The organism is Thalassotalea fonticola (genome assembly GCF_032911225.1).
Taxonomy (GTDB): Bacteria; Pseudomonadota; Gammaproteobacteria; order Enterobacterales; family Alteromonadaceae; genus Thalassotalea_A; species Thalassotalea_A fonticola.
In genome coordinates this window covers 668927-693006 of sequence record NZ_CP136600.1, presented here as the reverse complement: position 1 = coordinate 693006, position 24080 = coordinate 668927, and the positions used below count along the sequence as shown (strand labels likewise).

Annotated in this window: 14 protein-coding genes; 3 read left to right on the top strand and 11 right to left on the bottom strand. The window is 42.6% G+C overall.

Annotated elements, in window-relative coordinates; genetic code table 11:
- Positions 1–7: 7 nt before the first annotated feature.
- Both RI844_RS02800 and RI844_RS02795 read left to right on the top strand, forming a co-directional pair.
- Positions 8–2467, top strand: coding sequence for an efflux RND transporter permease subunit (locus RI844_RS02800; RefSeq protein ID WP_348396955.1), 2460 nt, complete (start codon positions 8–10; stop codon positions 2465–2467).
- A complete protein-coding gene (locus RI844_RS02795) occupies positions 2457–3284 on the top strand; it encodes a universal stress protein (RefSeq protein ID WP_348396954.1) in 828 nt (275 codons plus the stop codon). Before RI844_RS02800 ends, RI844_RS02795 begins: the two co-directional genes overlap by 11 nt.
- Positions 3285–3693: 409 nt before the next feature.
- On the opposite strand, the gene RI844_RS02790 is transcribed toward RI844_RS02795, so the two are convergent.
- The 11 genes from RI844_RS02790 to RI844_RS02740 form a co-directional block, all read right to left on the bottom strand.
- The gene (locus RI844_RS02790) at positions 3694–4464 is read right to left on the bottom strand and encodes an enoyl-CoA hydratase/isomerase family protein (RefSeq protein WP_348396953.1); all 771 of its coding nucleotides are present in this window, start codon (positions 4462–4464) and stop codon (positions 3694–3696) included.
- Between the two features lie 101 nt (positions 4465–4565).
- Positions 4566–6131, bottom strand: coding sequence for a long-chain-fatty-acid--CoA ligase (locus RI844_RS02785; protein WP_348396952.1), 1566 nt, complete (start codon positions 6129–6131; stop codon positions 4566–4568).
- A gap of 974 nt (positions 6132–7105) precedes the next feature.
- Positions 7106–8494, bottom strand: a complete 1389-nt coding sequence (locus tag RI844_RS02780; RefSeq protein WP_348396951.1) for a sulfatase-like hydrolase/transferase — start codon at positions 8492–8494, stop codon at positions 7106–7108.
- A gap of 26 nt (positions 8495–8520) precedes the next feature.
- Positions 8521–10785 carry a glycoside hydrolase family 3 C-terminal domain-containing protein gene (locus RI844_RS02775; RefSeq protein WP_348396950.1) on the bottom strand — a complete coding sequence of 755 codons (2265 nt, stop codon included), beginning with the start codon at positions 10783–10785 and terminating at the stop codon, positions 8521–8523.
- Between the two features lie 215 nt (positions 10786–11000).
- The gene (locus RI844_RS02770; RefSeq protein WP_348396949.1) at positions 11001–13274 is read right to left on the bottom strand and encodes a glycoside hydrolase family 3 C-terminal domain-containing protein; all 2274 of its coding nucleotides are present in this window, start codon (positions 13272–13274) and stop codon (positions 11001–11003) included.
- Positions 13275–13507: 233 nt separating this feature from the next.
- Positions 13508–15913, bottom strand: coding sequence for a glycoside hydrolase family 2 protein (locus RI844_RS02765; RefSeq protein ID WP_348396948.1), 2406 nt, complete (start codon positions 15911–15913; stop codon positions 13508–13510).
- 86 nt (positions 15914–15999) lie between these two features.
- A complete protein-coding gene (locus RI844_RS02760; protein ID WP_348396947.1) occupies positions 16000–16974 on the bottom strand; it encodes a sugar kinase in 975 nt (324 codons plus the stop codon).
- Between the two features lie 6 nt (positions 16975–16980).
- Complete coding sequence (locus RI844_RS02755; protein WP_348396946.1) at positions 16981–17832, bottom strand: SDR family NAD(P)-dependent oxidoreductase; 852 nt, start codon at positions 17830–17832, stop codon at positions 16981–16983.
- A 56-nt stretch (positions 17833–17888) separates the two neighbouring features.
- Positions 17889–20972, bottom strand: coding sequence for an efflux RND transporter permease subunit (locus RI844_RS02750; RefSeq protein ID WP_348396945.1), 3084 nt, complete (start codon positions 20970–20972; stop codon positions 17889–17891).
- 27 nt (positions 20973–20999) lie between these two features.
- Positions 21000–22109 (bottom strand): efflux RND transporter periplasmic adaptor subunit, encoded by a 1110-nt coding sequence (locus tag RI844_RS02745; RefSeq protein ID WP_348396944.1) that lies wholly within the window; start codon positions 22107–22109, stop codon positions 21000–21002.
- An 81-nt stretch (positions 22110–22190) separates the two neighbouring features.
- Positions 22191–23009 carry an SDR family NAD(P)-dependent oxidoreductase gene (locus tag RI844_RS02740; protein ID WP_348396943.1) on the bottom strand — a complete coding sequence of 273 codons (819 nt, stop codon included), beginning with the start codon at positions 23007–23009 and terminating at the stop codon, positions 22191–22193.
- A gap of 297 nt (positions 23010–23306) precedes the next feature.
- On the opposite strand from RI844_RS02740, the gene RI844_RS02735 reads away from it, so the two are divergent.
- Positions 23307–24068, top strand: a complete 762-nt coding sequence (locus RI844_RS02735; RefSeq protein ID WP_348396942.1) for an SDR family NAD(P)-dependent oxidoreductase — start codon at positions 23307–23309, stop codon at positions 24066–24068.
- Positions 24069–24080: the final 12 nt, after the last annotated feature.

The window sequence follows — 24080 nt, the reverse complement described above, 5'->3', positions numbered from 1 at the left end:
CAAGCCTATGAGCAGTCTTAATCCCCAATTGGAGCAAACGTTCCTCAAGCCAGCGACCATTGGCGAACCTATCATTGAACGAATACTTTTTAATCATCGCCCGGTATGGTTGACATTATTTACTCTGCTAACGCTGTTCTTTGGTTATCAGGCAAATCAGATCCGCCCCGAGGCCAGTTATGAAAAGATGATCCCTACTTTCCATCCTTATATTGCCAACTATCTGGCGCATAAAGATGATCTCAAAGGCTTAGGGAGTGCCGTTCGAATTTCGGTAGAAACCACTGAAGGTGATATTTTCACTAAAGAATTTCAGGATACACTCAAACAGGTTCACGACGAGGTATTCTATATCTCAGGAGTTGACCGCACAGCGTTAAAATCCATTTGGGCTTCTGCCGTTCGCTGGAATGAGGTGACCGAGGAAGGACTAGCAGGTGGTCCAGTGATCGCAGAGACCTACGATGGCTCTCCTGCTGAGCTAAAAAAACTCAGAGCTAATATTTTCAAATCGGGTCAAGTGGGCGCACTAGTAGCAAATAACTTTAAGTCAGCAGTGGTCTATGCACCGCTGATGGGAAAGGATCCTGAAACTGGTGAGCCGATTGATTACCAAGCCTTCTCCAACAAGTTAGAAACATTGGTGCGAGATAAGTACCAAAACAAGACAATTAAAATTCATATCACTGGTTTTGCCAAGGTGGTGGGCGATCTAATTGATGGTGCCAACCAAGTGGCTGTTTTCTTTGCAGTAGCACTGATAATTACTCTGGTAATGTTATACTTCTATGCCCGTTGCTTACGTAGTGCCGTGGTACCATTACTCTGCTCTGTAACAGCGGTAATTTGGCAGCTTGGCTTATTAAAGACATTAGGGTACGGCATTGATCCTTATTCTATGCTAATACCGTTTCTTGTGTTCGCCATAGGTATCAGTCACGGTGTGCAGATCATCAATGCGATAGCCCATGAAAATGCCACAGGATCTAATAAGGAACTTGCCGCCCGACGAGCCTTTCGTTCTCTCTATATCCCTGGCATCATAGCTTTGGTGAGTGATGGTGTCGGCTTTGCTACCCTGATGGTAATCGAGATCCCTGTCATTCAGGATCTCGCGATTGCTGCTAGCATGGGGGTAGCTGTTATCATTTTGACTAACCTGTTTTTGTTGTCGATACTGATGTCTTATGCTGGTATCAGTAAAGCATCAGTCAATAAACAACTACACGCAGAAGAACATGGCAAGCACCAGTTCTGGCAGTTGCTCTCCACCTTTACCCAGCGACGTCAAGCATGGGCTCTGCTTATTATCGCTTTGCTGATGGCTGCTTTTGGATTACATCAAAGCCAAGGGTTAAAAATTGGTGATTTAGATGCTGGTGCACCAGAGCTTCGACCTGACTCCCGCTACAATATGGATAACTCCTTTATCACCGATAACTACACCACCAGTACCGATATCTTTGTGGTGATGGTGCAATCTGCCAAAGAGAAATGCTCTGACTACCGTACATTAGATGCCATTGATCAATTGCAATGGCGGATGCAACAATTACCGGGAGTTCAATCTGGTCGTTCTCTGGTGAATCATACCAAACAAATGATGACTGGATATAACGAAGGAAACATCAAGTGGCTTGCACTGAATCGTAATCAACCTTTACTGGATCAAGCCTCGGTCACCGCCCTCCCTGGCAGCTACAATGCAGACTGTAGTCTGACCCCGGTATTTATCTACCTCAATGATCATAAAGCGGAAACACTAAAAACCGTGGTGGCTGAAGTGGAAGCTTTTATCGATGACTTCAAGGGTGTGGAAGGGTTAACATTTAAGCTGGCTGCTGGTAATGCTGGTATTGAAGCGGCCACTAATGTGGTGATTGAAAAAGCACAGTATCAAATGCTGATCTGGGTGTATGCTGTGGTGGGGATCCTTTGTCTGCTCACTTTCCGCTCCATCCGAACCGTTACCTGTATTTTGCTGCCGCTGGCACTGACCTCGCTATTATGTCAGGCATTGATGGCGCAACTGGGAATTGGGGTTAAGGTAGCCACTCTACCAGTTATTGCTCTGGGCGTAGGTATCGGGGTGGACTACGGCATTTACATTTACAGCAAGCTTGAGACCTACCTGAGCGCTGGCATGAGCCTGAAAAATGCCTATTTCAACACTCTGAAAACTACCGGTAAAGCAGTCGCGTTTACCGGCCTAACTCTGGGAATTGGCGTAGGCACCTGGGTATTATCACCGATAAAATTTCAGGCCGATATGGGGATCTTACTGACCTTTATGTTTGTCTGGAACATGATCGGCGCTCTGGTTTTCCTGCCGGCGATCGCCAGCTTGTTATACAAACGCAATCCGCAGTCAGCCCAAGCTAATGATACGTTAAAACCGAAAGTTGCTGTAACTAAAATCACTACTACAAAAAACACTCAAAAGGATGAACATTGTCATGCCGTTTAATAAACATATCCTGGTTGTCATTAACCCGGAAAAAGATGAACAGGTGGCTCTCAACAAGGCAATTCGTCTCAGCGAACGGCTAGGGAGCATTATTACGGCATTGGTTAGAAAGAAGCATGCCACTGATCAGCTGATGCAGACATTGGCTAAAAAGCTGAGTGTAGCCGCACTGAAAGACATATCAGTTGTGGTTGAAATCAGCAATGAAACCAGTTTACTCCGCGCTATTCTACGTTGCCAACATGACAAGGAATTTAGCTTGATAATCAAGGAACCTCATGCACCCAGCTTAACTGATCACGTTTTTCTCTCCGATGACTGGAAATTGCTACGTGGCAGCCGCTGCCCCGTATTTATGGTACGTTCGGAAAATCACTGGGAAGATGGCAGCCCGCTGCTGCTCTGTGTTAATGCGGATCCAGCAGACGGTGAACACCAGGCACTCAATACACGAGTCCTTAAGGTGGGTCGTTTCCTTACCGAAGTAGGCAATGGCGAATGCAATCTAGTCACTGCCTACCCCTCTTTAATGCAAAGTGCGAAGGGAAAATATCAGGTTCCTTCATTACTGGAAAGACAATATCGAACTGCTTGTCAAAAAATGCTGACCAATAATGATATCACCGACACTCAAATCCACGTTGACCAAGGGCCTGCCGAATTACTCATTCCGCAAGTCGCAGAACGGATCAAAGCAAAATTGGTAGTATTGGGAACCGTAGCTCGCTCAGGGCTGCAAAGTATTTTACTAGGAAATACCGCAGAGCAGGTATTGTCACGCCTGCAAACAGACATATTAATTCTCCCTCCAGAATAACGTTCTCTCTGCGTAGTTATTCTACGCAAAAGACATTGGTGCTTTCAGATAATTGCTGAAGAATGGCTAATATCCCCGTCAGCATCCAAGATGCAGGTTTCAGAATGCTTGAGCGATTTCAATTCAAGGCGCATATATACAGTAAAGGTTATTCCCTTACAAATAGATGCAACGAAGAAATGGGATTACTCAAGCGCTTCTTCGATGGGTTTAAAAGAGAACATTGATAAAAGTGGCAGAATTTCGGCTGTTTCAAGCACGGTTTGCAGGAATTCCAGGCTGTCAGGTTGACGCGCTTGCGCTCAAATGTCTGAATAATAGCAAACGGATTAATTATTGTGGAATAAAGTTATCGCGCCGTGAAATGGAAGATGCAGCAGAACCAGTTCCATCTTCCTGCTTAGGGAAATTACCGTGGTAAAAACTCTTTGATCAGTTGTTGCGCCTGCTCAGTTTGCACCAGCCTTCCCTGTATCTTTGCTTCATGACCCAACACCTCAGCTAGAGTCGCTGTATCGGCAAAGTTTATCTGGGATTTCAGAGCTTGTAGAGCTGGAGCGGACTGGCTGGCAATTCGGCTGGCAAATTTGCAGCTTTGCGACATCAGTTCGGCATCATCCACGACCTCATAACACAACCCGCACTGCAACGCCGCTTCGGCATCTAAAAATCCAGCAGACATAGTCAAGGCCGCGGTACGCATCGGGCCGATCCTTCGGGTCAGAATCCACGATATCCCCATGTCCATAGCCATTCCGATTTTGGCAAAGCTTAGAAAATAGCGGGCTGATGTTGCTGAAATGACAATATCACAGGCAAGTGCAAGACTAACCCCTGCACCTACCGCAACTCCATTAACCGCAGCGATCACCACTGTAGTCATGGTTCGTATGTAGGCAACCACTGGATTTCCGAATTGTTTGATCCAGTCATCCAGTTTTTCTGCGTTGTCTTGCAATAAGCCGCCAGTAAGATCGACTCCAGAGCAAAACCCGCGACCAATTCCTGTAAGAATTACGACTCTAATATTATCATCAGCCTCAGCCTCTTTAAGCTTTTCCAGCAATTCGACCAAAAACGGCTCATCAAGAGCATTAAGGGTTTTCTCTTTTATCATCGTCAGTACGGCGACACCATCTTGTTGACGCTCAAGACGAACCACACTCGTTATTTGTTTCATTAACATATCCTCTTTGGAGTTACTTTTACGCATATATAGATATAGCTTCACAACTAAGCAGGAGATCAGTTAAGACTGCTTACCGGCTTAATTGGATACTGTTAGGACACCTGTGCCTCACGCCCTTGCCAATAAGGCTTACGTAATTCATTTTTGAGTATTTTTCCCGCTCCGGAAATAGGCAAAGCGTCGATCAGTGTCAACGATCTCGGACACTTGTAACCAGCGATATGTTCTTTGCAAAAGTCACGCAGGTGTTCGATGGTCAGAGTATCTAGGTTTTCCTCATTAGCTTGCGCTACAATCACAACATGAACCGTCTCACCCCACTCATCAGAAGGAATACCAATCACCGCACACTGGGCTACACTAGGATGCTGTGAAACGACAGTCTCCACTTCTGACGAGTAGATATTCTCCCCCCCAGAAATAATCATATCTTTCACTCGATCAACCACAAAAATATAACCCTGCTCATCTATGTAGCCACCATCTCCAGTGTGCAGCCAACCATCGACAACGGTTTTTTGAGTCAACTCAGGTTTTCCCCAATAACCCAGCATAATATTTGGCCCACGAAGCGTGATCTCTCCAATAGTACCCGGTGGTACTGGCACATTCTGTTCATCAACAATACGAACTTGTTGTACAGGGCCGGGAATGCCTGCACTGCGGATCCGTCCCGACTCATTTGCTGCAGGTGTATGGTTGCTGGCAGGTGAAATAGAGATCAAACCACATTCGGTCATGCCATAGCCTTGAATGAAACCAACATCAGGTAGCTGTTCCAGTGCTTTATTCATCGTTCCTTGAGGCATGGGGGAGGCACCGTAAATAATGTGTTGCAAACTAGCAAAGTCATCTACATCAAAATCAGGGAAATCCAGCAGCATTTGCACCATGGTAGGAACAAGTAACATATCCGTTACACTCTGCTCACGAATTGTTTTTATCACATCAGCGGGAATAAACGCAGGTACTATAATTTGGCTCCCCCCCAGAAGAAAAGACATCAGCAGCATACCAAGACCTGCAATATGAAACAGGGGAGCACAATTTAGCCAACGAGGTTGAGCAGACAATCCGCTCATTAGAGCACCAGACGAGGCGAACGTCATTAAATTCGTGTGGCTCAGCATAACGCCTTTAGGCGACCCCGTAGTACCACCGGTATAAAAAACCCCAGCAAGATCATCACCGCTTCGGTAAGTGTCCTCAATTGGCTCAGCCTCTGCCAGTAACTTCTCATAGCTGAGCATACCTTCAGGACATTCACCATCACCGGCATAGATCACACTTTCTAGCATTGGTACCTTTTGTTTGATTTCTGACACTATTGAAGCAAAGGTGTCATCGACAACAAGAAAGCGAGCACCGGAGTCAACTAGTGAGTAAGCTATTTCTGCAACACTCCAGCGCACATTGACGAGATTGTAGGCAGCTCCAGCCCAAGGAACGGCAAAAAGATATTCTAGATAGCGACTAGAGTTCATCGACAACAAAGGCAAGCATTCACCTTCTTTAATACCAATATTAAGCAGTCCGCCTGCCAAACATGCGACCCGCTTTTCCAACTCGCGGTAGGTCAAAGATGTATCTTGATAACATACAGCTTCCTGATCGGGACGCAGCAGTACATTGCGATGTAAAAGTTGTGTTAAATTCATTATTATAAACTCCTGCAATTTATAATTATCAGCCAATGATGTCGACGACAACCTTTGGCATATAGGAACATTGGTTTGGGTACTGGCTTTTTTGAAAGCCAAAGGTGCAGCATAAAAAGGAATGCGCACTGCAACAAACTTGTATTGTAGAGAGCTTGCCTAATCAAGGATGACAAGGGAACCAACTAAAGTTGGTTTTCAAAATTAATGCCCTGAACAAGCTGCCTAGAAGCTCATTTGAGGTGACTTAATTGCGCCTTTGCCTTGCAGGTTACGAGAATTGAATGAAGTAGTTTCTGTTTACAAAGGTAAGTTAGGAGTTAGCGGACTGTGGCGATCTGAAAATTCATTTTCAAATAATGCCTGTTCAGTGGCGGTTGTAAGCATAAACTTTCTACACTCTTAGGTCCGCTTTATATTCAATAGCTGACAATCATAGTGCTGGTTTCTAAACTTCCGCTTAGCGAAGTTTTCTGACATGACGATTCATGTGGCAAAGCCGACGTAAGGCTTTAAATAGTTCCAACAAAGGGTTTGCTCAAGGTGCCAGGTACGCCTGAAGTTTAATCGGTAATTCGATTAGAATGCTCTGATTTCTAAAGATGACACTTGTATGGCTTAATTGGCTCTGTAACTGGATTAAAATTTAACAATTTACGTGCTTTTAAATTACTGCAATTAGCGATCTGGCTTATGTGATCGATTGTTGCATTATTGTCTTCTACACTAACAACTTTTTTCTTCTACAAGTTTCTTATTAAAAGTTGTAGTCATCGCACCGGAAATACCATGAAAGACTGTAGTGATACTAGGATAAGATAGAATATTCTTGCCAATGTTTATTTGCGATATTTTTCCCATTTTAGAATGACTAGCTTTAGCATATAAAAACAAGCTGAAGCTGACCTGAAATCATAAAAACTAAAAGGCTGAAGATGTTAAAACATTCAGCCTTTTCTGGTTAAATTTTCGACCTATCGCCAGCCTCGTAAATCGTTATCTAGTTCAGCTTGAAATGCATTAATTTTATTTTTATATGCATCAGCTTTTTCTAGGTTTAACTCTAGAGTACTGTATGACTCTGATGGGTCATCATAAACATTGAAAAAATAAGGTCCGGTCTTCATATACCAAAATTTAGAGTTTGGTGGGTTTGTGCGAATTTGGTATTTATTTCCTTGCTTATCAAGAACAGACTCTACCGTTTTGTCGTTGATCATATAAAGGTATTCGTGCGGTGATTGCTTTTCTTCACCTGTTAATAGCGGCAATATATTTTTACCATCAATAATACGATCATCCGGCAAAGGTATGCCGGCCATGCTTAACGCCGTTGGGAAAATATCAAAGCCCATTGCCATTTCATCACTCACTTGCCCCGCAGGGATCACCCCTGGCCAATAGGCAATAAATGGCACGCGTTGACCACCTAATGTAGTTTGACCTTTACCACCCCTTACTCCACCAGAATTACCTAACCGATAAGGACCATTATCGCTACTAAAAATGACTAAGGTGTTCTCTTCCAGGCCCAGTTCCGCCAATTTTTTCATGATAACGCCAATACTCCAATCAACCTCTTGCACCATTTCACCATACTTACCAGCCTTGGTTTTATCAGCAAACTCTTTAACGCGAAAAAGTGGTTCATGTGGAATAGGTTGAGAGTAATAAACAAAGAACGGATTGGCTTTATTTTCATCGATAAAGTTAACTATCTTCTTGGTAAATTTTTTAGTTAATGTGGTTTTGTCTTCTGTGTCATCAGGAATATATGCATAGTCAAAGCCATTATCTTTAGGCAAATACCCTGCTCTCGAGCCCAAATGCCACTTGCCTAATACCGCAGTACTGTAACCTTTAGCTTGCAATACTTCAGAAACTGTCGCTTCATCAGGTGATAAACCATCCATACCATAAGAATAATAACCAAGGTACTTTCTGACTGTACCTATCACAGTATCTGAATCAAACAGTACTGCCGGTACGTGCGCACGCTGAGGATAACGTCCCGTTAGTATCCCCGCTCTTGCTGGCGAACATAGTGAAGAAGGCGAATAAAAGTTGGTTAATTTAATCCCCTGGTCAGCTAGCGCATCAATATTCGGCGTGTTGATTAACGTAGAGCCATAACTCGATAAATCTCCATAACCTAAGTCATCAGTAAGAATAAAAACAATATTGGGCAATTTTTCTTGCTCATTTTCGTTTTGTGCTGCCCTCACTGTTTGTAAATATTTATCCGTTCTTTCGTTATCTATATTTTGACCATTAATATTAACAAATATTGTGATGACTGTTTTCAATAGCAAAAGCAATAGTATTGCTAATAGTATATTTTTTTTCGTTAACAAAGCTTTCATCTATACTCTCCCCAATAATTCATGTTTTATAAAATTGTATAATTTTCAACTAGCAAATCTTGCTTCGCAGACGAGCTACCAACGTAAACTTGGTAAGTCATTTTTTCAATCTGCCATTCTTTAGCCTCGGGGTTATACCAAGCCATGTCTTTGGCTTTCACTGCTAACTCAACGGTTTTACTTTCACCAACGTTAAGATGAACTTTGTCAAAAGCTCTTAATAACTTCACCGGGCGGTCAATGGCTGAGTTATCAAAACCAAGATAAAGCTGAACCACCTCTTCACCTTCAATGTCTCCAGTATTCGTCACTGTCACTTGTACTTTTAGGGTATCGTCTTGGGTTAACTCGGGGGTAAGAACGGTTAGATCTTGGTAATCATATTTGCTGTAACTTAAGCCAAAACCAAACGGGTATGCCGGTTCAATGTCTTTTTTATCAAACAAGGTATAACCGTGGTAATAACCATAAGTGATCTTTTCCGTATACGGCGTGAAATAGGGGTAATCACTTTCTTGCTTTGCAATACTAAACGGTAACTTACCACTAGGATTCACATCACCATAAAGAATATTAGCTAGCGCATTTCCACCTTCCATGCCGCTATACCATGAAAACAAAATTGCCGGTACTTGGCTATCCCAAGAGGATAAGTCAATAGCACTACCACCAACATAAACCACCACCAGGTTTTCGTTAGTGCTAGCTAACGCCTGAATTAACGCTTCATCTTCTGGGATAAGCTTTAAATTTTCACGGTCACCGCCATCAGTTTTTGGCCCGGTACGTTTACCAAGTTTGGCTGCTTTATTAGCTTCTTCTGACGCTAATAAAAATTCGCCTTCTTCAACATGGGTATAACCAACAACCACAATCACTTGATCAGCTTGCTTGGCTAATTTTTTACTGGCGTTTAGATCTGTTGCCTTGTCTAATACCACTTTGTTGCCGAGTGATTTATGGTAGGCGCTAATACCTTCATAAGGTGTGACAACATAAGGTTCAGTGGTTTTACTACTACCGGTATCACCCAAGTTTTCCATATCAGCCAAACGGCCAATAACGGCAATGGTTTTATTTGACGATTTATCAAATGGTAATACGGGCCTATTATTTACTTTACTGTTTTTCAAAAGCACCATGCTTTTTTCTGCGGCAATGCGAGCCAATTCAATTGATTTTGATGTGGCGATAATAGAATCTGGGTAAAGCATTGGGTCTTCAGCCAAGCCAAACTTTAATTGTGTTCTTAAGGTATCAAATACCAATTCATCGATATCTGGTTCAGTAATTTGTCCATCCTCGATCCCTTGTTTAATGGTATCTGGCTGATAAACTTTTTGATAAGGCATCTCAACATTAAGGCCAGCTTGGATGCTTGCTATGCCGTCATAAGTACCAAAAAACCAGTCCGAGCTAACAAAGCCTTCAAAGCCCCATTCATCTCGTAAAATATCAGTGAGTAAATAATGATTATTGCCTGCATATTCTCCCAACACCTTATTATAAGAAGACATTAATGAAGCAACCTTGCCTTGTTGCACTACTTTTTTAAAATGCGGTAAATACACTTCACGTAAAGTGCGTTCATCAACTTCAACATCGACGACAAAACGAGAATTTTCAATACTATTTAGGGCAAAATGTTTAGCACACGACATCACATTATGGTGTTGTAATGCATTAACCGCAGCAAGACCAAACTCTCCCATTAACCATGGGTCTTCGGAATAGGTTTCTTGTGCTCGCCCCCAGGCTGGATGGCGTAATAAATTGATGGTTGGCGTACCAGTATAGTTAATACCGCTGGCACGCATTTCTTTGCCGATGACATCATATATTTGACTTTCTAACTCAACATCCCAGCTGGCACCGCGCGCCATGGAAACTGGAAACGAGGTCACGCCTAATTTATCCCCTGCTGTTCTAAGCTTATTGGCTCGAACACCGCGTGGTCCATCAGAAAAGGCAAAGGGAGGAATATTCAGTCGCTCGTTACCACCGCCATATACTGGTGGGGTTCGGCCAAATATTGCACTGCTACCAACCAAAGTTAACGCATCAGATATTGGTCTACCGTATAGTTGTTGAATTTTTTCATCGAGTGACATTTTCTCGATTAAGCTACGAGTTAACTGGTCAATTTTTTCATCCGTATCAACGGCAGAAAACTTGGCTTTGTTGAACTCGACTGAGTGAACAGGATAGTCGTAGACTTTATATAACATCACACCTGCCAATAACAACAAGGCTAGTAGGATATAACCGATAATTTTCATTGTTTTTTTCATAGAGAAACCTTTTCGACTCCGATAAAAGTAGCCTGTAGACTATTAATTAATAGTTATGCTAAAGGTTGTACCTTAAAACTGTATGAATAGAGCGAATAGGTATAAAAAGGGTAATAGTAGGGTGACAATCGATATATGTTTTATTTGCAGATAAAAGAAAAAACCAATACGTTTTAGATAAACGTATTGGCAGTAAATGATGGGTTGTTAAAGCTTTATTGCACTGTAAATTGTGATTCAAGCAAATCTTGGTCGGCTGAAGAACTACCAACATATAGCTCGTAGTTCATTTTTTCTACTTGCCAGGCTTTTGCTTGTGGGTTGTACCAGGCCATATCTTTGGCAGCAACTTCAAGTTCAACCACTTTACTTTGCCCAGGTTCAAGTGAAATACGAGCAAAGTCTCTTAGTAATTTAACTGGGCGGTCAACCGCAGAATTAGCAAAACCAATATAAAGTTGAATAACTTCATCACCGGCGACTTTACCGCTGTTAGTAACCGTAACTGAAACTCTAAGGCTGTCATTTTCAGTGAGTTCTGAATTAGCAATGATTAAATTACTGTAATCGTAATTTGTGTAACTTAAACCAAAACCAAACGGATAAGCCGGCTCAATATCCTTTTTATCAAACAAGGTATAACCGTGGTAATAACCATAAGTAATCTTTTCAGTGTAAGGGGTGAAATATGGATAATCGCTGGCTTGTTTGGCAATACTAAAAGGTAACTTACCGCTAGGGTTTACATCACCATAGAGGATATTGGCTAAAGCATTACCTCCTTCCATACCGCTGTACCAGGAAAATAAGATTGCTGGTACTTTTTCATTCCAGGCCGACATATCAATGCCACTGCCGCCAACATAAACCACGACTAAGTTTTCATTGGTATTGGCTAGCGCTTGAATTAAGGCTTCATCTTCAGGTAAAAGTTTTAAGCTTTCACGGTCGCCACCATCTGCTTTTTCACCCGTTCTCTTGCCAAGTCTTGCCGCTTCATTGGCTTCATCCGATGCCAGTAAAAACTCACCTTCATCAACATAGGTATAACCGACAACGACAACAACTTGATCAGCACTCTTTGCTAAGGCTTTGCTGGCATTAAGATCAGCAGCGTTATCTAATACCACCTTATTGCCCAGCTTTTTATTATAATCAGCGATACCTTGGTAAGGAGTAATAACATAAGGTTCAAATGTACCACTACTGCCTTTATCGCCGGTATTTCTCACATCCGCTAAACGGCCAATAACAGCAACGGTTTGATGAGCACTCTTTGAAAACGGCAGAACATTAGTGTTTTTATCATATCCATTCTTAAGCAGAACCATGCCCTTTTCCGCCGCTTCCTTCGTGAGAGCAATAGAATCTGCGGTAGCAATAATTGCGTCAGGGTACTCCATTGGATCTTGCGCCAAACCATATTTAAGCTGTGTTTTTAAGGTATCAAACACTAGCTCATCAATTCTGGTTTCGGAAAATTCACCATCACTAATCGCTTGTTTAATGGTGTCATGTTGATAATGCTGCTGAAATGGCATTTCAACATTGAGGCCAGCATTAATACTGGCTACCGCGTCATGGGTGCCGTACATGAAATCATTGATAACAAAACCGTCAAAGCCCCATTCATTTCGGAGAATATCGGTTAATAGATATTTGTGATTACCGGCATAAATACCGTTCACTTTATTGTATGAAGACATCACCGAGGCAACATTGCCATCTTGTATCACTTTTTTAAAATGCGGCAGGTAAACTTCTCTTAACGTACGTTCATCAACTTCAACATCGACGACAAAGCGTGAGTTTTCAATGCTGTTTAAAGCAAAATGCTTAACGCTCGACATCACGTTGTGCTTTTGCAGTGATCGAGTGGCTTGTAGTCCCATTTCACCCATTAACCAGGGATCTTCAGAGTAAACTTCTTGCGCACGTCCCCAGGCAGGATGACGCAGTAAATTAACCGTGGGTGTGCCAGTATAATTGACACCACTAGCACGCATTTCTTTGGCGATCACTTCATAGATCCGGCTTTCCATTTCCAAGTCCCAACTGGCACCACGAGACATAGAGATAGGAAATGAGGTCACGCCTTTTTTATCGCCCATAGTGCGCTCTTTATTGGACTTTACGCCCCGAGGACCATCTGAAAAAGCAAAGCGAGGAATATTGAGTCGTTCATTACCGGCAACATAAAAATGCGGTAGGCGATCAAACAATAAGTGATTTATACCCAATGTCGCTATGCCCTCGCCCATCGTTTGTCCGTACATCTGGTCAATTTTTTCATCCAGAGTCATGTTCGAGATAAGCTCATGGGTTAACTTGTCCAAGTCTTGCTCAGTGTTAATCTCAGGAAATTTTTCTTTATCAAAAGCAACATTATGCACGGTGTAATCGTATGCTCGGTAAATAAAGAAACTGATGACGGCTAATACTACTAATAAAGAGTAACCAAGCCATTTTAAAATCTTTTTTATATTCATTGTTTTCTCGTAATTTGTAATCAAAAATTAAATCAATTAACACTTATTCATTAGTGAGTTTATTTGATCAACCTGAAAACAATATGAACGTGCCTTTAAAAATTTTCTGTCGCAACTTTATGAGCAAGCATTGCGATGTTTTAAGAGTTCATAGTGCTAACTTTGGCATAAAAAAAGGCCGAACCAGCAAAAGCGTGATCCGACCTGGGTTGGGAGACTTTAGTAATCGTAGACTACATTTTGGGGCGAGTAGCAACCTCGACGCCATGATGTTTAAAACCAACTTTACGTTTATCAACAACATCGTGCTTTTGGCTATCTTGATAAAGCAACTGAGCAAATAAAACAAATTGTTTACGCTTTGGAATCTTAATTTCTAGCTCAAACGCTTGCTCGCCATTTTTATCAAGACTCACTTTCACCCGTTCAGATTTTTGCAACACATTGCCAGCCTCATCGGTGACAAATAACTGAACTTCACCATTCATAGTATGCAGGTTGTCATTAATCATGATTAATGGAATATCTGCGGTTTGACCACGTTGATAATCATCGCTCCATTTATCAATATATACTGCTGCTGGTGACCAAACATTTTTACTGTATTCATGCCAGCGAGGTTCCATTACTAAGTTTTCAAGATCAATAAAGTTGTCGCTGGTGTAAGCTGTACCCGGTTTTGAATGACTCAGATACGCAAAATGCTGTACCCCCTGATAACCTCGTTTAGCACGCCAAAATCCGGTTAACCCTGCATGTAGATATGCCCAGGCCTCACGGCGGGTATCTGTGGTATTGTCATCACCGAGTAAACGCGGGTAAATTTGATCGGTTAGTTTAGTTGCGCTGCCGTCACGGTTTAGCCATAACCAGCCAAATTCATTGATAATGTATGGGTTCTCATCTGATGGGTAAGTAACCTGAATAATACTTGTAGGGTTCAATGGTCCCTTATATTGACCAGGGTTATTATCTAAGGCTTCAATGCCTGCTCCCTGGTTACCACCTAACAAGGCTAATAACGGGTTAAAATTGGCGGCAAAAATATAAGGGTGATCTTCAATGGGATCATCTTTGTCATGGGGTTTCTGCCAACCACCGTTCTCCCATTGTCGGGTAGAGTCTAAATGGCGAACATTGCTAATGGTGTCGAATGATTTCATATCTGTGGTTTCATTAGAAGCACTCCACCAGGCGATAGACGGATGATTCCAGTTTTCCTGGATCCAGCTGGTAAATTCTTTTTCTAACTCAACAATTGACCACTCAAGATGGGCTTGGTCGAATTTATGGGTCTCGGTATCTTTCATTTTGCCCATTAAAGTCCAATAGGCAAACTCATCGTCAATTAAAAAACCTTCTTCATCGGCAATGTCATACCAAAAATTAGGCATACGTCCAAGGCTGGTACGAAATAGATTCCAATGATAATCTTTCGGATATGAAGTATATAACTTACGTACCCAAGCTTCGTTCCAGGCCAAGGTACCCGCCTCGGGGTCTTCAAAGAAACGACCTAATGAAAAATTAGAACCTCGAAGATAAATTTTCTCACCGTTAAGATAAAATCCGCGTTCGTCTCCACCCTTCCATTTAACACTGCGAAAGCCAAAACGTGTTGCTTGATCATCAATCACAACATCATCTACTTTCAATTTCGTATCGGCCACATACAGGAATGGAGCTTCAAGGGTCCATAACTTCATTCCAGTCACCGAAACTTTTTGTTCAATAGTTTTGGTTTCACCGGCGGCTAAAGCTATTGTTACTAAACTTTCATCCGATACTTTAAGATCGGTTTTCCATTCCCGTAAACTGTTAACCACGACCAGGGTTACATTGCTATTACCGTTGTTTTTAATGGTATTCTTAATGGTGGCAATACCGGTATTAATGTTGGTTTCCACTTTACTACGAACAATGGTTTGTGCACCGGTAAACAACAAATTAACGTCATCCCAGATGCCTGGCATCCAATATTCTTTTTCATTATCTTGCCCGGTTGGCATAAACGCAGGAATTTGACTGCGCTCTGCCCCTACGCGTACCACAAGTTCGTTGCTTTCGCCCCACTTTATCGCCTTGGCAAGATTAAACTCAGCTTGAGTAAAGGCACCATAATGTTCACCGACGTCAACATCATTAACCCATACCTTTGCGCCATATTTAACTTTAGCAATACATAATAAAGCAGTATCTAAGGCTGTTTCCGGCGCATCAAAATTACGTTTATACCAGAATACATCACGTTCTTCACTTGGTTGGCCTAAGCCATTGAATGCCGGTTTGGCATCAGCGAGTAGCCCCGGCACTGCTGCAACATGGTTATATTTGAGGGGAAGTTGTTCATCGAGCTGGCCTTGTTCAACCTGCCATGTGCCATTAAGAGAAACATACTGGCGTGTTTGCTCGCCCCAGTTGTATTGCCCAGCGGTACCACCACAAGCAATTTCAGGTTGCGCGCCAAGTATTTGAGCTAAATAATTTTCTTTATTTTCAGGAACATGAGACTTTGCAAAGCGTTCATATTTTCCATCCACCATTAGTGGTGACCAAAATGGCCATGAAAAAATAATTAATAATATTAGAACGGTTATTGAAATAAAAAACCATTTAATACACTTTAATAAAAACCGCATAACTTAGACTCCGGGAATTTTTAACATTTGCGATAATAAAATATGAGTGTATCCCTCTTTTCTGAACTGGATCTGAATTAACCAGCCTATTTGAAAATAGGCTGAGAAGTTTTGTCTATAATTGCACCAGGAAACTGCACCACTGCGCCTGCAACTTGATGAGCATGTGTTGCTGAAAGTTCAGCACTGTAGCCTTTCATTCTTAAGGAAAGATAGGTACCGTTGAATGAGTCACCCGCAGCCGTAGTATCTAATGCAGCAACAGCCTTGGTTGGTACTAATATGCTTTTCCCCTCTGAACAAACAAGACAGCCTTTGCTACCTAATTTTATCACTAACTCTTTTACCCCTAACCCGAGATAATGAGCCAGGCATTGCTCAAGCGTTAAGGTTGAGTCGAAAAGCTGTTCATCATCTAGAGTAGGCAAAACTATTTCACAATAACGGGCTATTTTATCAAAACATTGACGAGCAATGTGCGCATCGGGCCAGTTGCGAGGACGATAGTTGCTGTCAAATACCAGTTTGCCACCTTGTGCTTTATATTCAGCACAAAACGACCATAAACGGTCAAGCACCGCAGGTTTATACAGTGACAAGGTGATACCACTGAGGTAAATATAATCAAACGCCATTAATTGTGACCATAAAGTCTGACTATTGTTAAATTCAAATAACTCACGGGCGGGAGATTCATTGCGCCAATAAGAGAATTCACGCTCACCGTCGGCAAAGGTTTGGATGGCATATAAGCCAGGAACGCGGCCAGGGACTTGCGCAATGTATTGCGTACCAACCTGCTCGGCTTGCCAGGCGATAAGCATTTCGTCACTCCACTTATCATCGCCTAAAGCGGTAACGTAATCGACACTAACGCCTTGCCTCGCCATATAAATAGCGGTATTTAAAGTGTCACCACCAAAGCGAAGTACTTGGGTTCCGAATGCTGTGCCTTGCTCACTCGATAACTCAAGCATGCACTCACCAATCGAGGCACACCGTTGCGGCTGTTTAGGTGGCTGAGTTACTGCCTTTTTAGGAGATTGTTTAACTGACATCATTTGCGATTATTTCTCTACCGTCTGGTCCATATCGATGCCGGCAAATTTTTTCATTAGCCAACTCATTAGATGCGCGGTTTTCACCGGCATTAAACGATAAAGCTTATCGATAAATTTACAGTCCGAGCCAACCAGAATGCGCGATTTATCTTTTTCAATGCCTTTAATAATCGCTTTTGCTGCTGCTTCTGCCGTAACGCCCACTTTTTTATCTTCTTGTGCTGTGGCAGCTTGTTTGGCTTGTTCACTCATATCCGGAGCGTTATTGGTAATATTGGTTTGCACGGCTCCCGGATAAACCACACTTACCCCGGCGTTAGTGCCAGCTAGCTCAACCATTAAGCCTTCGGTCATTAATTTAACCGCGGCTTTACTGGCACCATAAATCACTTGTCCGGGAAAAGGCATATAGCCGCCCATACTGGAAATATTGACAATGCGAGCTTGCGCACTTTGTTTCAATGCCGGTAAAAAAGCACGAGTCATATAAACCACGCCCCACCAGTTCACATTGAAAATGCGTTGCATATGCTCAACCGGTAAATTTTCAACATGGCTAAACGGCTGTATAATACCCGCGTTGTTAATCACGCCATCGACTCGACCATGTAAACTAATGACTGCTTGCGCCGTGGCTGTTACTTGTTGATGATCAGAAATATCGACTACATGACGGCTAAAGCGCTTATTGTTGTTACTACTTTGCAGGCCAAGCAACTGCTCAGTTTCAAGCAAGGCTTGTTCGTTATAATCAGCAGCCGCAACTATCGCCCCTTTAGTAATTAATTGCTGCGCCAACTCACGACCAATGCCAGAGCCAGCACCTGTAACAACAATTACTTTATCAGTAAGATTCATTTAGTTTTCCATCAACAAATTAAAGTGAACAACAATATTAACGGCGATAAATGAAATCAACCTGAAGCATTTGCAGTAACTTGATTAATGGTTGTTTCTGTCTCAGATTCTTTTAAAAACAGTAAGCATAACGCCGGCACTGCCCCTAAGGTCATCATGGTGCCTATGGCCAAACCAAAGATGATCACACTCGCCATCGAGTAAAACAGTGTTTCTGCCATCAACATCAAGGGAATCAAGGCTAGAATAGTGGTTGCCGTAGTGATCAGTATTGGTCTTAAGCGATTTAAACTCGCTGACGATATGGCATCAATTTTACTTAGACCAGTATTTTGTTGCGCCGTAATTTTGTCGATTAATACAATCGCATTATTAATAATGATGCCGGCTAATGATAAAAACCCGAGAGCGCCGATAAAGTCGAAATTGGCGCCGGTAAGGTAAAGCCCTAGAAAGCCACCCGAAAATGCTAACGGTATGGTAAGTACCACAATACCGGTTTTACGAAATGATGAAAATTGGGCAACGAGAAGACAAAAAATCAAGCCAAAAAATAATGGTAAGGTGAGAAATAAGGTACCGGCACTGTTTTCAAAGCCTTCCAATTCACCGCCTAATTCAATGCGGTATCCAGTAGGTAAATTGTTATAAACATCCTGAATTTTCTCATCCCAAGCCGCCTGTAATTCCGGCGCCTTCATCACATTATGGCGACCACCTACGGTAATGCTCTTTTCCATATTTCGTCGTGCGATACTACCAAACTGCGGCACCATTTTGATGCTGGCAACTTGTGATAATAATACGTATTCACTATTGGCCGCAGAAGTGAATATTTTAACATTATCAAGCAAGTTACTCGCTTCTTTAACATTCACAGCGTCATTTTTAAGCTTAACTATAACTGGCACCAGGGTATCTCCGCGCCTGATTTCTGTGACTTTAGCGCCACTAAAAACCCCATTTAAGGCATTTGATATCGACTGATAACTGATACCGGCGCGACGAACTTTTGCCTGATCGATTTCAACATGGAAACGTTTGGTTTTATTTTGCCAGTTGTTCGAGACATCAACCGCACCTGGAATGGACGCCAAGCCGTTTTCTGCCTGTAATGCCAAATCATACAACACATCGGCATCCGGACCACTAAAACGTAACTGCACCACGCCAGGCGGCACAGTACCGCGAGCTATGAGTTGCGGTTTTACTCTGGCGGTTGGCATATGTTGCGCACTAAATTGTTTTATCTTGCTGACCATATTTTTAGCATCATCGCTCGAGCCGGTATTAACAATAATAAAGCTGCGATTAGGCGCCGGGTTTGATGGAGAAATTGACAAGAAAAATCTAGGCCCGCCCGAACCAATATAAGAAGACACATAGTCAACTTCCGGGTTTTGTGATTTATCCGTTAACCAGTGCGTTAATTTTTGACTGGCATTCTTGGTTTGATGGACGTTATAGCCTGCCGGTACGTCTAAATAAACCAAAACTTCGGAGCGCGAAGACGTCGCAAACATCTCAACCGGAACAAAGGAAACAATAACCAATGAAAAAACAAATACACCGGCAACCATGCCTAAAAAGGCTTTCGGAAATCGTAATACCCTATCCAGTAACTTTTGGTAAAAAGCTAATAAAACAAATGGCTTGTCTTTACTTTTCGCAGAGATAAAACGCACCGCGAGTAAAGGCACTACGGTCAGTGATAATAACCAGGAAATCAGTAACGAAATTGACACAACTTGCGCCAAAGAGCGGGTATATTCTCCAGTAGTGCCGCTAGCGATTAATATTGGCGCAAAAGCCAATACAGTAGTTAAGGTAGATGTTAATAGGGGTAAGGCTAATTCTTTACAGGCATCAATTGCTGCATCATAACGTTTTGCGCCCTGATGTAGTCGTAAATGAATGTTCTCGGTGATCACAATGCCATTATCAACCAACATACCTAAACCAATAATTAAACTCGCCAACGAAATGAACTGCAGATCTATTTTCATGAAGAACATAACTAATAAGGTCGCTAATATGGTCACCGGCACTGTTACGCCAACAATCAAACCTTCAACCATACCTAAAGAAATAATAACGACTAATAACACTATCGCCAGGGTCTGGTATAAACTGTTTTTCACATCATTGATCGATTTTCCGACCACATCCGGTTGAAACGTTGCTAACGATAAGCTCATTCCGACTGGAAGTTTCGCGTCAGCGTGTTGTAATAGTTTTTTCAGACGTGGCCCAACTTCAAGAATATTGCGACCTTGCTGCATTGATGCGGCAATAACAATGGCCGGTTTACCATTATAAAACGCCAAATCACTCGGTGGTTCGCTAAAACTTTGCCGTATTGACACATAATCCTTTAACGCCAGAATACCATTACCCTGGTTGGCATTAATTTCAACATCGCGTAAATCGTCAATAGAGCTGAGTTTACCACTGGTTTCTACGGTAATTTCTCGATACGGCGTATATATTTTACCGGAAGGGATAATGGTGTTTTGGTCTTGTATCGATTTCATTGCCGCGGCAATGTCGATGCTTTGCGTTTCGGCTAGACTCGGTCTGGCTTCTAAATACACTTTTTCTTCTTGCACGCCATAGAGCGAAACCCGGCGAATACCGTCTACGGTATAAATCCTGTCTCTGATCGCCCGGGCATGTTCACGTAATTCATCCATTGCCCAACCATTACCGGTTAAGGCTGCAGTCACAATAGCAACGTCGCCAAAGTCATCATTCATAAATGGGCCTTGTACGCCTTGCGGTAATGATGCCTTGGTATCTGCCAATTTGCGCCGTACCTTGTCCCAAATTTTGTCAAAATCTGGTAAATTCTCAAAAGCCGAAATGGTGACGATAGATTGTCCAGTGGTGGACGTAGAATTGATGAACTCGATTTCGCCAATTTCACGCAATCGCTCTTCAATTTTTTTAGAGATCAGATTTTCCACTTGCTCTGGTGGCAAACCTGGAAATTGTGTGATGATTAATGAGCGATTTATTCGAATAGATGGGTCTTCTCGACTCGGGAAATCACTATAAACCGAAAAACCCAAGAAGATCACCAGAGCCAGTAATACCCATGTCATCCGAGAATTATCTAGTGCTATTTTTGTAAGATTCATAAAAACGTCCTTTTGCTAGACACTAAATTATTGTTGAGGAGCTTGATATAAACTCACCACTTGGCCATCGCGTAAAAACTCGGCTCCGGCAACACAGATAATTTCCCCTGAAGATAAGCCTTTAGTCACTTGTAAAGTATTCATATCGACAACTTGGCTAACAATAGTACGCGCATGCACCTGATTATTTTTGTTATCAAAAACAAATACTTGCTCTTCGTTATTAGCGGCAATAACTACCGCTGATTCAGGCACCAGAATGATTTCATTCTTATGACTCACATCGATAAACACATCCGCCGCCATGCCTGACTTTATATTTTGATCCGGCGATTGGATGACAGCACTGACCGGAAAAGCGCCCCTGACATCGGCTTTAAACCCGAGTTTATTGACTAGTGCTTGTTGTCTAGTATCTCCTAGAACAGGAATACGAACATTGAGTTTACTGCCTTGTCTGATTTTTCCAATAAGGTTACTTGGCACCAAAAAAGAAACTTCAAAGTCGCGTTCACCTTGAATTTCCAGCACAGGTTGGCGTGCCGGTATTTCTTCAAATGATTGGTAGTCTCGTCTGGTGATCATTCCGGAAAACGGCGCTTTCAGCACGGTATTGGCTAAATCTCGTTGCGCCAGCGCCAGTTTAGATGCTGACAATTGTACCGAGCTTTGTGCTTGTTCATATTCTGCTAAGGCACTGTCCATGGCATTTTGATTAATGATGTTTTTGTCAAACACCGACTTTTGCCGTAGATAGTTTTCTTTGCTTTTTTTATGTTGGGCGTTGGCGCTGGCAAGTTCAGCTTGCGCTTGTTGAACCCGAAATTGATAAGGTGCTGGGTCTAATATCGCCAGCGATTGTTCTACTTCAACATGATCACCCACTTCAACATTTAAGCTCAGTAATTGGCCGGAAACCTGAAATGACAGATCGGAGCGCTGCACGGCTTTGATGTAACCAGAAAGTTTGCGCTCCAATGCAGATATTTCCGGGTTGATCTGCAGGTATTTAATCGCTTTTATTGGTTCGGATACTGCTTCCGCTTCGACCACGTCGTCGCAACCAGAAACCAATAACAGTGAGAAAAATAGCGCGATATAAGCAAAAATACGAGAGTGAGATATAAGCGACAACATTAAACCTTCCGGATAATAATAAAAATTTATAATTTAATCTTATCGAAGAAGGCTTAAAGCAATCTGAATTGAATTTAGATTTTAATACTTGGCTACGTAATCTTGTTTATAAGGCCAGTTTGGTGCGGTAAATACACCGCCATCGACCCAAATGGTTTGTCCGGTGACAAAACTTGAAGAGGCTGATGCAAAGAAATCTACCGCATTATAAATATCATCTGGGTAACCAACTCGACCAAGTGGTGCAATTTCGCCCCAGGTATCGGCATAATCTGGCGCTTCCAGACGTGTTCGTTCAATTTCAATGCCGCCAGGGGCAACACAGTTGACCCGAATACCGTATTTGCCTAACTCAATAGCCGCTGAGCGCGTCAGCATTTCCATCCCTCCTTTGGAAGCGGTGTAATCGACCAGATTAGGAAATGGCTCTTTATTACAACCGGAGCCGATATTGACAATGGCGCCACCACGTTTATCAGCCACCATCACTCGCGCAACCGCTTGCGAGAACAGAAAGCAACCTTTGAGGTTGGTGCGGATCACTCGGTCCCAATCGTCTTCTTGCAATTCAAGAAACGGTGCCCAGGTTTGACAGCCGGCGTTATTCACCAATAAGTTTGGCACCATGTCAAAATGTTTCACCACAGCGCCAACAAAATCATTCACTTGTGCGCTATAGCCAACATCACAACGTTGATAAAAACTACGTTGACCGGCACTTTCTATCGCCTGGGTGACATCAATGGCGCCCTGCTCGTTACCTGCGTAAGTGATCGCCACATCCCAGCCATTTTTTGCCAGTGAAATCGCCAGTTCTGCGCCAATGCCGGAACTGCCTCCGGTCACGATAGCAAGTTTAGGTTCTACGTCGGTTGATGGCGCGGCGCTGCTGATGGTCATAATAAATCTCGGTTAAGATAATAAATTTAACCATTACTATAACGTTAACCCCGGTAACTGAACTAAGCCTGACGCGTAGCAATACCAGTACTTTTTTAACGATTACTCTCTTACAGAGAAATACAAGTGATACCTTTTGGCGTTCAATACTGGCTGAAAATATCAAAGCTGGTGTTTAAGCAAATAACGTGCAGCTCAAATCAGTTAAAAAAGTATCGTTTTTGGTTTGTCTAGGGGAAGTATCTTTCAATTTTTGTTCTTAACATTAATAAACAATCATAAAACTAGAGAACATTCATGTCCTACCCTGCACAATCATTACAATCAAAAGTGGCGTTAATCACCGGTGGCAGTCGTGGTATTGGTTACGGTATTGCCGAGCAATTTATCCGCGCCGGAGCAACCGTAGTGATCACCGGTCGAGAGCAAAGCTCTTTGCAAATGGCATGTCAGCAATTAGGTGAAGATGCCCATTACCGGGTAAATGATGTTGATGATCCAGTGCAACGAGAACAATTAATTAGCGAGGTGCTGGCCACATTCGGCAAACTAGACATTCTGGTGAATAACGCCGGCAAGCATTGTAAAAAACCGGCATTAGACACCAGTGAGCAAGAGTTTAGCGCTGTTATTGAAACCAACCTGGTCGGAGTTTTCTCGCTAAGCAAACTTTGTTTGCAACATATGATCCCTCGTGGCACAGGCTCTATTATCAACATCAGCTCAATGTCTGCACTGTTTGGCCTGCCTGAAGTTAGCGCTTATAGCAGCTCTAAAAGTGGTCTGTTAGGTTTGACCCGCACACTCGCTTCTGAATATTCATCTTCCGGGGTACGAATTAATGCCATCGCTCCCGGTTTTATCGAATCAAAAATGTTCCTGGACATCATGGCCAAAGACCCTGAACGAGAACAGCGAATACTGCAACGAACACCGATGCAGCGCTTTGGTTCACCAACCGATATTGGTCATGCCGCAACCTTCCTGGCATCCGATGCCGCGGCTTTTATTACCGGTATTTGTTTACCGGTCGACGGCGGCAACTCAATCGGCTTTTAAATTAAAACAAGA

Bases quoted from the DNA above. Each gene is read 5' to 3' on its own strand.
- RI844_RS02740 (WP_348396943.1), bottom strand. From the start codon at position 23,009: ATGACCATCAGCAGCGCCGCGCCATCAACCGACGTAGAACCTAAACTT.
- RI844_RS02765 (WP_348396948.1), bottom strand. From the start codon at position 15,913: ATGCGGTTTTTATTAAAGTGTATTAAATGGTTTTTTATTTCAATAACC.
- RI844_RS02735 (WP_348396942.1), top strand. From the start codon at position 23,307: ATGTCCTACCCTGCACAATCATTACAATCAAAAGTGGCGTTAATCACC.
- RI844_RS02770 (WP_348396949.1), bottom strand. From the start codon at position 13,274: ATGAATATAAAAAAGATTTTAAAATGGCTTGGTTACTCTTTATTAGTA.
- RI844_RS02790 (WP_348396953.1), bottom strand. From the start codon at position 4,464: ATGAAACAAATAACGAGTGTGGTTCGTCTTGAGCGTCAACAAGATGGT.
- RI844_RS02745 (WP_348396944.1), bottom strand. From the start codon at position 22,109: ATGTTGTCGCTTATATCTCACTCTCGTATTTTTGCTTATATCGCGCTA.
- RI844_RS02795 (WP_348396954.1), top strand. From the start codon at position 2,457: ATGCCGTTTAATAAACATATCCTGGTTGTCATTAACCCGGAAAAAGAT.
- RI844_RS02760 (WP_348396947.1), bottom strand. From the start codon at position 16,974: ATGATGTCAGTTAAACAATCTCCTAAAAAGGCAGTAACTCAGCCACCT.
- RI844_RS02800 (WP_348396955.1), top strand. From the start codon at position 8: ATGAGCAGTCTTAATCCCCAATTGGAGCAAACGTTCCTCAAGCCAGCG.
- RI844_RS02785 (WP_348396952.1), bottom strand. From the start codon at position 6,131: ATGAATTTAACACAACTTTTACATCGCAATGTACTGCTGCGTCCCGAT.
- RI844_RS02750 (WP_348396945.1), bottom strand. From the start codon at position 20,972: ATGAATCTTACAAAAATAGCACTAGATAATTCTCGGATGACATGGGTA.
- RI844_RS02755 (WP_348396946.1), bottom strand. From the start codon at position 17,832: ATGAATCTTACTGATAAAGTAATTGTTGTTACAGGTGCTGGCTCTGGC.
- RI844_RS02775 (WP_348396950.1), bottom strand. From the start codon at position 10,785: ATGAAAAAAACAATGAAAATTATCGGTTATATCCTACTAGCCTTGTTG.
- RI844_RS02780 (WP_348396951.1), bottom strand. From the start codon at position 8,494: ATGAAAGCTTTGTTAACGAAAAAAAATATACTATTAGCAATACTATTG.